General features: G+C 48.1%; 9 protein-coding genes. All 9 read left to right on the forward strand.

The genetic code is table 11. The features are described from left to right. Positions 1–13: 13 nt before the first annotated feature. Positions 14–1378: an S-layer homology domain-containing protein gene (locus LUCIF_RS25500; RefSeq protein WP_207858484.1), complete on the forward strand. Its 1365-nt coding sequence runs from the start codon at positions 14–16 to the stop codon at positions 1376–1378. A 367-nt stretch (positions 1379–1745) separates the two neighbouring features. Beyond that, a complete protein-coding gene (locus LUCIF_RS25505) occupies positions 1746–3584 on the forward strand; it encodes a glycosyl hydrolase 53 family protein (protein ID WP_207858495.1) in 1839 nt (612 codons plus the stop codon). Positions 3585–3808: 224 nt separating this feature from the next. Next, on the forward strand, positions 3809–4771 hold the full coding sequence (locus tag LUCIF_RS25510; protein ID WP_122630762.1) for a LacI family DNA-binding transcriptional regulator: 963 nt from the start codon (positions 3809–3811) through the stop codon (positions 4769–4771). A 29-nt stretch (positions 4772–4800) separates the two neighbouring features. Beyond that, entirely contained in the window at positions 4801–5922 is a 1122-nt protein-coding gene (locus LUCIF_RS25515; protein ID WP_122630708.1) for an ABC transporter ATP-binding protein, read from the forward strand. A gap of 331 nt (positions 5923–6253) precedes the next feature. Further along, on the forward strand, positions 6254–7531 hold the full coding sequence (locus LUCIF_RS25520; protein ID WP_122630709.1) for an ABC transporter substrate-binding protein: 1278 nt from the start codon (positions 6254–6256) through the stop codon (positions 7529–7531). A gap of 71 nt (positions 7532–7602) precedes the next feature. Further along, the gene (locus tag LUCIF_RS25525) at positions 7603–8460 is read left to right on the forward strand and encodes a carbohydrate ABC transporter permease (protein ID WP_207858499.1); all 858 of its coding nucleotides are present in this window, start codon (positions 7603–7605) and stop codon (positions 8458–8460) included. Next, on the forward strand, positions 8460–9293 hold the full coding sequence (locus LUCIF_RS25530; RefSeq protein ID WP_122630710.1) for a carbohydrate ABC transporter permease: 834 nt from the start codon (positions 8460–8462) through the stop codon (positions 9291–9293). The genes LUCIF_RS25525 and LUCIF_RS25530 overlap by 1 nt, the downstream gene beginning before the upstream one ends. 124 nt (positions 9294–9417) lie before the next feature. Beyond that, positions 9418–11673 (forward strand): glycoside hydrolase family 2 protein, encoded by a 2256-nt coding sequence (locus LUCIF_RS25535; RefSeq protein ID WP_122630711.1) that lies wholly within the window; start codon positions 9418–9420, stop codon positions 11671–11673. A gap of 4 nt (positions 11674–11677) precedes the next feature. Next, positions 11678–12652, forward strand: coding sequence for a LacI family DNA-binding transcriptional regulator (locus LUCIF_RS25540; protein ID WP_122630712.1), 975 nt, complete (start codon positions 11678–11680; stop codon positions 12650–12652). The last annotated feature ends 18 nt before the right edge of the window (positions 12653–12670 follow it).

Below are 12670 nucleotides of genomic sequence, written 5' to 3' on the forward strand. Positions count from 1 at the left end.
AGGAGGCAATTGAATGAGAAAGCAAATTGCTCTGGGGTTGATCTTTGTATTTATGTTTACTTTTTCCGGTATCGCCTTTGCTGCCGAGACCAACCCGTTTACCAGTGTGCCGGTAAGTCACTGGGCTTATAAAGCGATTGAGAATCTGGTAAAAGCCGGCCTTATCGACGGGTATGGCGATGGCGATTTCCGCGGTGATAAACCCGTTAGCCGCTATGAAATGGCCGTACTGGTAGCGAAAGCAATGTCAAATGTGAACAAAGCCGATGCGGTGAACAAAGCCGCTTTGGACAGGCTGGAGGCGGAATTTGCCGGCGAACTGCAAAACCTGGGAGTGCGCGTGGCAAATTTGGAGAAAAACGCTTCTTCCTTTAAATGGTGGGGTGATGCCCGGATCCGTTATCAAGCCAACCCCAATAATACCGCTACAGATAATAGTTTAATGAATGAAACAAGGTTTCAGGAGCGCATTCGGTTAGGCTTATATGCGGATATAGCGCCGAACCTGAGTGTTCTCGGACGGTTAAAGGCTGAAAACACCAACCATCACAAAGACACATGGGATAACAATATCGATGATGAATACGGAGATAATCACAGCAAAATGTATATAGACCTGCTGGGTCTTAATTGGAATAACGGACCGTTAAGCGCTTCCTTCGGCCGTATCCCTGTTTCGATTGGGCAAGGGATTATTTGGAATGACAATCCGGTCGACGGGATCTATACTACCTATAAGTTTGATAAGGTAGTCTTGTCCGCCGGCTATGGCGACCTTGGCGCCGAGAACTGGAGCAACTATGCAATGGACGCTTTCCTGGCCAATGTAGTTGTGAATGTCAGCAGTAAGACGAATATCACTTTGGGTCACCTGAAAACAAGTGATAATAATAATACGTTGAGTCTCAATCATGACGACTATCATAACAATACCTGGAAAGCTCCTTATAAGCTGGATCAAACCGCTTATGGTTTTAGCACTCAATTACAGGATAATTTGAAACTGCTGGCGGAAGGCGTTAGAAACAGCGCGTCGGGATTGCCCGACAACGCCCAGAGGAATGGCTGGTGGAGCCGTCTGACTTATGGCAATCAAGATTGGCAGAAAGAGGGGACCTACCAGATCTATCTGGATTACATGAAATTAGGCAACTGGGCCGTTGATTCCACCGCCTGGGGCCATATCCTGAACGTTGCCGGCGGCGACGGCCTGGGCAATGATGGCGAAAAGGGCTGGGGGCTGGGAGTTTCCTATATGCTCGCCAAGCAGACGAATCTGGATGTCAACTATTACAAGCTCAAACCGTATGACAGCAACGCCGCCGGCTTTAGTGATTACAAAGATACGTATAATATCAGCCTCAATTTCAGCTTTTAGGAGAAATGATGATGAGACAAAGTCAAAAGAGAAAAGGGATTGTTCCCCGGCGCGTATAAACCGGTGAAGCGGTCAGGCTCAACGTAAAAACGCGCAAGGTACAACCCCCGAAAATTTATATTTCGTTGCCTGAAGGCAAATTACCTTTTTGGAGGGCCCAATTTGCCGGTACAGGCGGGAAGCAGGCCATTTTCGTGCGCACGTCAGGAATGACAAAGGTTCTGCTTCTTGCACCGTTTTTCGGGTATTGCATTATGACGGCGCAGCTTTGATTACGCCCGGGCTTGCTAAAAGCAGGGAAGGTATCCTTATTTAAGAATAAACATGCGGGGTGAGAAGCGTGAAAACTAAAAGGTGGATACCAATATTGGCGTTTATATTGACCGTGGGATTCACCGCTTTTTTGCCGGCAAGCGCCAACGCTGCCGGTCAAAGCATCCGGGTCAATCCGGTCAGCGGCATCAGCCCTGATTTTATCAAGGGAGCCGATGTCTCCATGCTGAAGCAGATTGAGATTAGCGGCGGCAAGTTTTACGATCAGGGGTTGGAGAAGGATTGTCTGCAGATTTTAAAAGACCATGGCGTGAATTGGGTCCGGCTGAGAATCTGGAACAATCCTAACGGGGCCGGCGGCGGAAATAACGACGAGGCCAGAACGCTGGAACTGGCGGCCAGGGCCAAGACCCTTGGTTTAAAGGTGCTGCTTGATTTTCATTACAGTGACTTCTGGGCCGATCCCAGTAAACAGAACAAACCGGCGGCCTGGGCCAGGGACAGCGGCGCCAGATTGCAGCAGGATGTTTACGCTTTTACCGGCAAAGTGATACAGGATATGAAAAAACAAGGCACTATGCCGGATATGGTTCAGATCGGCAACGAAATAAGTAACGGCATGCTGTGGCCCGACGGGCAGCTTTTCGGCGCCGGCGCCGGTGGTTACGCGGGATTGGCCGGTCTTTTAGAGCAGGGGATTAAAGCGGTGCGCGATAATGATCCTGCCAAAACCGTAAAGATAATGATCCATCTGGCCAATGGCGGGGATAATGCGCTGTACCGCAGCTTTTTTGACGAATTGATTCATCATCAGCAAGTAACCGATTTTGACGTAATCGGGCTTTCCTATTATCCTTACTGGCACGGTACATTGGCTCAGCTCAAAGCCAATATGAATGATATCAGCGCCCGTTATAATAAGGATGTGGTGGTTGCCGAAACCGCGTATGGGTTTACCCTGAAAGACGCGGACAAAGAGAAAAATCTTTTCGGACCGAATGAGGAATTCGTGGGCGGTTACAGAGGCAGCGTACAGGGACAGGCTACCGCTGTCAGAGATGTCATGGCGGCGGTAGCACAGGTGCCGAACGGCAGGGGACTGGGTATTTTCTATTGGGAACCGGACTGGATACCCGTCGAGGGAGCCGGCTGGAAAACCGGGGAAGGCGACGGCTGGGACAATCAGGCGATGTTTGATTTTAAAGGGAATGTGCTGCCCTCCCTGGATGTATTCCGGCGGGTATCGGAATCCGGAGTACCGGAGCAGTCCGTGATCAAATCGCTGTATCCGGTTAACCTTAAGGTAAAAGTTGGGCAAGCGCCTGAATTGCCGAAGTTCGTGAATGCCGTTTATAGTGATGACAGTATAAAACCGGTTGCCGTCAAATGGGACGATACTAACGTGGCAGGCTTTGATGCGCCGGGAGAGTATACGTTGCATGGTTCGGTCGAAGGCGCCAATGGGGATGCGGTTGCCGCTATAAACGTTGTGGATCAAGTGAATTTGGTGAAGAATCCCGGGTTTGAGACCGGTGGCTTGGCGGAATGGACGGTCCAAGGCGATGCCGGTGCGGTGAATACCGTTCAAAGCAGCGGCGATGTCCATAGCGGTAAAAGTGCCCTGCATTATTGGGCCGACAAAGCATTTCATTTTACGGCGTCCCAGACGGTTACGGGTCTTAAAAACGGCAAATATGTATTAACGGCCTGGGCGCAAGGCGGTGGCGGCGAGAAGAGCCTGCAGTTATTCGCCAGTGATTATGGCGGCGAAAAATTGACTGCCAGGATTACGGATGATGGCTGGAACCACTGGCATCAGTACGTAATAAAAGATATTAGCGTGACCAACGGCCAATGTACGGTTGGCTTTGATAATGATGCCAACGCCGGCAACTGGGGTACACTGGACGATGTGGAATTGTACGCCGAGTAAAAGGTAATGCCGGCGGCTCCTCTTTTATTCTGCCGGGATGCTTATGAATTCCGGCAGGATAAAGCGGAGTGTCGCGTAGGTCCTGCGCCCTGCCTAATTAGGATGATCGATGATAGGAATAAAGGGATATACTCTTCTTTACGGAAATTAACTATAAGATCGAAACAAACAATGAACCGGAAATGTCCTTCGTAAAGAATACAAAACCAGGAAGGTAGATGAAAGTGGCAACAATTAAAGATATAGCAGATAAAGCGGGCGTATCTACTGCGACTGTTTCAAGAGTATTAAATTATGACTCGACACTTTCGGTCAGTGATGAAACCAAAAAAAAAGTCTTCGAAACTGCCGAAGAACTGTCTTATGAAAAACGGGCAGACCGCAAAGTGCGGACGGCAAAAATTGCGCTGATCAACTGGCGGACCGAAGAAGAGGAACTAAATGACCTGTACTATATGTCAATCCGGCTGGGAGTGGAGAAACGCTGCGACCAGCTCAAGATGGGGATTGTCAGATACTTCAAAAACGGCATAACCGAACTTTCGAAAGAGAATATTCAGGGAATGATTGTAATCGGAATTTATAGTAAGGAAGAGATCGCTTATTTTAAAGATATAACGTCTAATATCGTATTTGTCGATTCGGTGGTATGCGACGAGGATGCTTTTGATTATGTGGGGATTGACCTTGCCGGAGCCACCCGCAAAGTGATTGGTTATTTTTTAGAAAAGGACGTAAGCCGCATTGGCTATATTGGAGAAGCCTCAGACATAAGGGAAACAACCTTCCGGTCCTGTTTAAAAGAAAAGGGCCTGTTAAATGAGGAGTATATTTATACGGGAAATCTTTTGGTAAGTGATGGCTATGAATTAATGAAAAGAGCGGTTAAAGAGCACGGCGAGCAGCTGCCGGCGGCTTTTTTCGTGGCTAACGACTCCATGGCGATTGGCTGTTTGAACGCATTGAATGAAGCCCGCATCCCTGTGCCGGAGAAGGTAAGCATTATCGGAATCAATGATATCAGTATTTCCCGCTATACGTACCCGGCCTTGAGCACCGTAAAAGTGTATACCGAGCTGATGGGGGAAACGGCAGTCGATTTATTGGTAGAGAGATTTAGAGACCGGAATATCGCTAAAAAGGTTATTATCGCGACGAAACTGAAAATTAGACAAAGCAGCCTTTGATAGATACATTATCCGGGAGGAGAGGCGGTATGGCAAAAGTATTTTTACAAGGCGTAGGCAAGCAGTATGGAGCGGTTCAGGTCGTGAAAAATTTTAATTTGGAAATCAATGACCAGGAAATTGTGGTATTCGTAGGTCCCTCCGGCTGCGGCAAATCAACTACGTTGAGAATGATCGCCGGTTTGGAGGAAATCAGCGCGGGCGAAATTTACATTGGCGATAAGATGGTGAATCATCTGGCACCGAAAGACAGGAATATCGCCATGGTTTTTCAAAATTACGCTTTGTATCCGCATATGAATGTATATGAAAATATGGCATTTAGCCTTAAACTAAAAAAAGTTGCTAAAACTGAAATTGACCGGCGGGTACGGGAAGCAGCTCAAATTTTGCAGATTGAACAGTTGCTTGACCGGAAACCGAAAGCCTTATCGGGCGGACAGCGCCAGCGGGTGGCCATGGGCCGGGCCATTGTGCGGGAGCCGGCGGTATTTTTGATGGATGAACCCTTATCCAACTTAGATGCCAAACTGAGGGTAACAATGCGGTCTGAAATAACGAGGCTGCACCGGCGGCTAAAAACGACAACCATATATGTAACCCATGACCAGACCGAAGCCATGACCATGGGAGACCGGATTGTTGTTATGAAAGACGGTGTGATTCAACAGGTGGACACGCCGATGAATTTGTATAAGAAACCGCAGAATTTGTTTGTCGCCGGTTTTATCGGCAATCCGGCTATGAATTTTATAACAGCGGCTGTTAAGGTGGAATCGGAAAGATGGTATATTGCGGGCGCGGGCTTTAAGGTGGAAGTGCCGGGCGGTATGGTCCGCCCCCTGGAAAAGTACCGGGATAAAACCATTATCTTTGGTATCCGGCCGGAACATATTCATGATGAAGTGCTGATGCTGGAAACCTTCCCCCAGTCTTTAATCAAGGCCAAAGTTGAGGTTATCGAATTACTGGGGGCGGAAACCATTCTTCATCTTAATTTGGCGGGAAAGATTCTAGTGGGCCGGGTGCCGGCGCGCAGTTCGTACAAGATCGGCGAGCAGGTATCACTGACTTTGGACATGAACCATATGCACGTTTTTGACCCGGAGACCGAACAGGCAATCTATAATTTAGCTGAAAGACCGCTTTAAGCGGTCTTTCTCGTTTTTAACTAAAATATTAGATCTGATTTACTAAATGCCATTGACAACCAAATATTGGATTTGCTATAGTGAAAAAGGAAAAATATGGATTATTCAGAAAAATCATCGTAATTATTCCCACATTTCGCACGCTGAACTTATGGCGACAATATTTCTCCCCAATTATAGCTGCAAAGTAAATCATGACCTATTATTACATTTAAAATTCACAAAGTTTATTTTGCTCAGGAGAATTATTATCGAATGACAGGACTGCGAAAAATGGGATTGCTGCTTACTTTAAGAAGAAGAATCCAAATGAAAATGGGAGGGGATTGCTTTGAGTAAAAAGTTAATGGTGGCACTGGTGGTTTTGCTGGGGGTAGCGGTTCTCATAGCGGCTTGTGGCGGGACGCCTTCTTCCGGTGGCAAGAGCGGTTCGCAGCCGGTAACAATCAAAGTCGCGGCCTGGAATGATGCGGCGGATTCCTTAAAGGCGGAGATTGCCGGATTTCAAAAAAAGTATCCCCATATTAAGGTGGAAGTTCAGTATGTAGATAACAACTATACCAAGATTATGCCTAAATTGGCTTCCGGCAGTGACGTGCCGGATATTATTCAAACGCAAAACCGGGATTTTCCCGCTTTCATGAAAAAGTTTCCCGGCGAATTTGTGGATATCACGGACAAGGTGGCCGGATTGAAGAGTAAGTTTGTCGCCGCCGCCTGGGAACCGGTGACTTTTGACGGCAAGGTATATGCTATGCCCTGGGATTTGGGCCCGGCGGCGGTATACTATCGGCAGGATTTATTTCAACAGGCAGGCATTGAGCCGTCTAAAATCGAAACCTGGGATGATTTTATTGCGTCCGGTCAGAAAATAAAGGCCCGTTTTGGCGGCAATGTAGCCATGACTGCTTATGCCGATGATTTTGACCTCTATGAACAATTCTTCAGCGAACTGGGCGGAAATTATACGTCAGTTGACGGGAAGATTGATATTGGGTCGGAACAATCCAAACAGGCGCTGGCGATGGTCAAAAAAATTACCGGCGCAGGAATTGCCATTGATATTAAAGACTGGAACGGACGGATCACGGCACTGAAGAACAATAAAGTCGCTGCCGTTATTTATCCTGTATGGTATGCGGGGACATTGATGAACAGCATGGCCGACCAAAAAGGGAAATGGAGTGTTATGCCGCTGCCGGCATTCACGAAAGGCGGCAATAATCAGGCGAACTTGGGCGGCTCGGTTTTGGCGATTACCAAACAGTCCCGGAATCCCGATGCGGCCTGGAAATTTATTGAATATTGCCTGGCCACCGATGCGGGGCAGACGGTAATGTTGCAGTACGGATTGTTCCCTTCCTATGAACCTTTTTATGAGAGTGCCGCCTTTAAGAAACAGAATGACTATTTTGGAAGGCCCCTGTATTCGTTTTTTGCCAAACTGACGGAAAAAATTCCGCCTATGCATCGCGGGCCCATTATGCTTGATGCGTCGAAACCGCTTGCCGACATGCAGGCCGCGGTGATTGCCGGCCAAAGCATTGAGCAGGCGACAAGCGATGCAGCACAGGAAATAGCCAAAAAGACAGGCTTAGCCGTGAAATAAAGAAAACAGGCGGCAGGGCGGTGTTGCGCCGGGCGACACTGGCCCTGCTGTTTAAGAGGGGAGGCAGTACTGTGCGCAAACGGTCGACGCCTTATCTGTTGATTGCTCCTTTTTTTCTGATTTTTTTCCTGTTCATGATTTATCCCATTTTCAATTCGTTATATTTATCATTTACGGCGGCGGAGGGAAGTACTTCTACCTGGATCGGTCTGGAGAATTTTAAAAATGTATTGACCGATTCCCTGTTTTGGCATTCTTTGTGGAATACTACCGTGATTTTACTGGTACAGGTCCCGCTGATGTTATTCCTGGCCTTTTTGCTGGCGGCTGCCGTCAATCAGGAAAATATTAAGGGCAGAGGTATATTCCGTTTGGCGATTTTTATGCCCGTATTAATTGACCTGGTTACTTACTCCATTGTTTTTTCGCTGTTATTTAATGAGCAGTTCGGGGTATTGAATTTTATCCTGCACCTGTTTCATGTACCGGGAATCCATTGGCTGCAAGACAGCTTCTGGGCTAAAGCCACTATCATTGTCGCGATTACGTGGCGTTGGACTGGATATAACGCTATCATCCTCTTGGCCGGCTTACAGACAATTCCGGCGAGTATGTACGAAGCGGCCGATATTGACGGTGCGTCGGCAGCCGATAAATTGTTCCGGATTACGTTGCCGCTGCTAAAACCCATTTTTTTATTTTGTGCCATCATGTCAATTATCGGCACGCTGCAACTGTTTACGGAGCCCTTTCTCCTGACTAACGGCGGCCCGAATAATGCGACGGAAACTCCGGTTATGTATATTTATCAGTATGCCTTTCAAAGTTTTCATTTTGGCTATGCTTCGGCGGCAGCTTATGTGTTGACCGCGATTATAGCGATTTTAAGCTATTGTCAAATTCGCATGTCCCAAGGCGGTGAATTTTAGTGAAGCATTCCCGGCGGCAAAAAAGCAACTGGTTTACGTATCTGTTATTGGCAAGCGGGTTGGTGGTTTCGGCCTATCCTTTTTACTGGTTATTTATTGCGGCTACCTTGAATGATTCCCAGATTTTCCAATTACCGCCGCATCTTTGGCCCGGTGGCGGCCTCGTTACCAATTTGTCTCACTTGCAAGAAAAAGGCCCTGTTTGGACGACATTTGGCAATAGTCTGTTTGTGGCTGTCACCTTTACGGTTTTGACAGGGTATTTATCGGCTTTGACCGGCTATGCTTTTGCCAAATTCCGGTTCCGGTATAAAGAGGCTTTATTCTTTCTCATTCTGGTGACCATGATGCTGCCGCAGCAGGTGATTATGATTCCTTTATTTAAAATGATGACGGCGCTGGGCTGGCAGAATGAACTGAAGGCAGTTATTATCCCTTCGCTGGCTAACTCTTTCGGCGTATTTTTTATGCGTCAGAATATGATGAATGTTCCTGCCGAACTGTTAGAGGCGGCCCGTATTGATGGCTGCAGTGAACTCAGTATTTTTCACCGGATCGTACTGCCTACGGTGTATCCGGCGCTGGCGGCCTTAGCGATACTGAGCTTTATTCAACAATGGGGGAATTTTATGTGGCCGCTGATTATTCTTCAGGATCAGGCGAAGATGACCCTGCCGTTGTTTTTGTCTATGCTGGTTCAGCCGGGGCAGGTTATACAATACGGGGAAGTACTGGCGGGAGCAGCGATCGGTGTGTTGCCGGTGTTTCTAATCTTTCTGTTTTTCCAAAAATATTTCGTATCCGGAATCTATGGCGGCGCCGTGAAAGGATAACTGCCGGGTTCAGATTTTTGGCCGGGCAAGAATATACCCACATTTCGCACCCTGAACTTATAGCGACTATTGTCGAATGACAGAGGATTGCGAAAAGTGGGATTATAAGGAGTTGAGCGATCGGATGTCCAGAGAAGTTCTGAATTTTAATACAGACTGGCTGTTTATTGCCGGGGATATTGCCGGGGGAGAACAACCGGGTCTGGATGTGCAACTTTTTGAGGAAGTCCATTTGCCGCACACAAATATTGAACTGCCGCATCACTATTTTAAGGAACAGGATTATCAGTTTGTTTCCTGGTACCGGCGCAATTTTACCGCTGACGCCGGTTGGCGCGGCAAAAGAGTATGGGTGGATTTTGACGGGGCTATGAGCGTTGCCCGGGTTTATATTAACGGACACTTTCTGGGGGAAAACAAAGGGGGCTATCTGCCGTTTTCGTTTGATATAACGGACTATCTTTTGTTCGAGGACGACAATGTCCTGGCAGTCCGGCTGGATTCTACCCGCAGGCCGGATATTCCGCCGGAAGGATATGTTGTCGATTATATGCTTTTCGGCGGTATTTACCGTGATGTCTACCTGCGGATTGTTCATCCCGTTGCGATCGAAACGGCCTGTATTACGACGCCGCAAATTGATGAAACCGGCGTAGCGGTCGATATCCGTATGGAAGTAAGAAATCAGACGCAGGCTGGCCAGGTAGCCCGGCTCAAAGCAACTGTTGTCTATCAGGATGAATGGGTTGCCGAACTGGTCTCGGGTGAGGTACGGCTGAGCCCGGAGACTGTCACGGTCGCGGCTGTCCGGTTTGATCTTTTTCAGGGGATTCAACTGTGGGAAATTGATGAACCGCATTTGTATAAAGCCGTACTTACGCTTTTGATTGACGGACGGGATGTGGATCAATATGAGCAGATATTTGGCGTGCGGCAAATTGAGTTCCGGGAAGACGGGAAATTCTATCTGAACAATCAGCCCCTGAAGCTGCGGGGCTTAAACCGGCACCAGATGTTTCCCTATGTCGGGCAGGCCATGGGGAACCGGCTGCAGCGCAAGGACGCGGAAATATTAAAATATGAACTGGGAGTGAACTATGTCCGGACGTCCCATTACCCTCAAGATCCGTCTTTTTTAGACCGGTGCGACGAAATCGGCCTGCTGGTGCTGGAGGAACTGCCGGGCTGGCAGCATATCGGCGATAAAGCCTGGCAGGAAATCGCCAAAGATCACTTGGCAGGAATGATCCGGCGGGATTGCAATCATCCGTCTATTTTTCTCTGGGGAGTACGGATTAACGAGTCGCTGGACGACCACGATTTTTATGCGGCAACCAATGCGTTGGCCCACAGCCTGGATCCGACCAGGCCGACGATTGGGACCCGCTATTTGGAAAGAAGCGAGTTTTTGGAAGATGTATACGGCTTTAATGATTTTCTGCAGAATCTGGCAGGAAAGCTGCATTTGCCTAACTATAAGCCGTCTGTCGTGACGGAGTATATGGGGCATATGTTTCCGACCCGCCGATATGACAATGACAGCCGTTTGCTGGAGCATGCGGCAAAGCATGCTCTGATTCAAAATGTTGCCTATGGGATTCCCGAATTAGCCGGAGCGTCCGGCTGGTGCGCTTTTGACTATAACACGCATGTCAACTTTGGCGCCGGTGACCATATTTGCTATCACGGCGTGATGGATATCTTCCGGATTCCCAAGTATGCCGCCTACTTTTATCAAAGCCAGCGGGATATAAAGTATGGGATTACCCTATTTATCGCCAGACGGCTGGTTCCCTCCTTTAAAGAAGACGGCGAGGACGTGATTCCGGTTTACAGCAACTGCGACCAGGTGGAACTCTTTGTTAACGGGGAATCCTTAGGCATCCGGAATCCGGACCGGGTTGTTTATCCGAATTTGCCGCATCCGCCTTTTACTTTTAAAAAGGTATTGCCCTGGCCGCCTGATTCTGATACGGAAATCCGGGCTGTTGGGTATTTAGCCGGCAGAATCGTTGCCGAGCAGAGCCTGAAGCTGGAGGGGGATCCGTATCGTATCCGTCTGCTTTCCGACCACAGTGAACTCACCGCCGACGGGAGTGATATGACCCGGATTGTAGTGCAGGCGGTTGATGAAAAGGATCAGCCCTTGTCATTGGCTAATTTTGCAATTCGTCTTTTCCTGGAAGGCGCAGGGAGTCTGGTGGGAGAAAATCCCCTGGTGCTTGAGGGAGGGCAGGCGGCCGTGTATGTGCGGTCGGCCCGGCAGCCGGGAGTTATTACAGTAAAGGGAGAAAATGATTTTTTGCAGCCCGATGAAATTACGGTTCAAACTGTGCCGCTGGCAGCTAAAATCGTTCCGGGGGGAAGGAACAGGAGATAGAAAGATGGCGACAATTAAAGACATAGCAGAGAAAGCAGGGGTTTCGACTGCGACGGTTTCCAGAGTGTTAAATTATGATTCAACCCTGTCGGTCAGTGAGGAAACGAAAAAGAAAGTCTTTGAGATTGCGGAAGAGCTGGCCTATGAAAAACGCACGGCCCGTAAGACGGCAGTTTCCAAAATTGCGCTGATTAATTGGCGTACCCAGGAGGAAGAGCTGAATGATTTATACTATATGTCTATCCGGCTGGGTATCGAGCGGCGCTGTGACCAGCTTAGCCTGGGGATTGTAAAGTTTTTCCGCAATAGTATTACGGAGCTTACCAAGGAGAATATACAGGGAATTATTTTACTGGGGGTCTATAGCGAAGAGGAAATTGCTTGCTTTAAAGACATTACGCCCAACATGGTATTTGTCGATTGCTTAGTTCATGATGAGGATCATTTCGATTATGTTGTCATTGATCATGCACGGGCCACGCGTAAGGTGATTGATTATTTTTTGGCAAAGGGCCATAAAGAGATCGGCTATATTGGCGGTAATAAAGCGTCGGCCTATGACGGAAGGCGGTCTACCTTTAAGGCTTATATGAAGGAAAAGGAACTTTTGCGGGAGGACTATATCTATAGCGGGCGGTTTACCGTGACGGACGGGTACGAGTTAATGAAGAAGGCCATTGATGATCATGGCGACCAACTGCCCACGGCTTTTTTTGTCGGCAACGATTCTATGGCCATTGGCTGTCTGAATGCGTTGAATGAGGCCGAAATTCCCGTTCCCGGCCGGGTTAATATTGTTGGCTTTAATGATATCAGCATTTGCCGTTATTTTTCACCGCCCCTGAGTACGGTAAAAGTATATACGGAGCTCATGGGGGAAACGGCGGTGGACTTATTGGTAGAAAGTTTTAATGGCAGAAATATTCCTAAAAAAGTGGTGGTGGCGACAAAATTGAAAATCCGGCAAAGCAGTTTTTAAATTGAAAGACCGCGTCAG

Origin of the sequence: Allolucifera butyrica (assembly GCF_900476375.1) — a bacterium.
GTDB lineage: Bacteria > Bacillota > Negativicutes > Sporomusales > UPPP01 > Lucifera > Lucifera butyrica.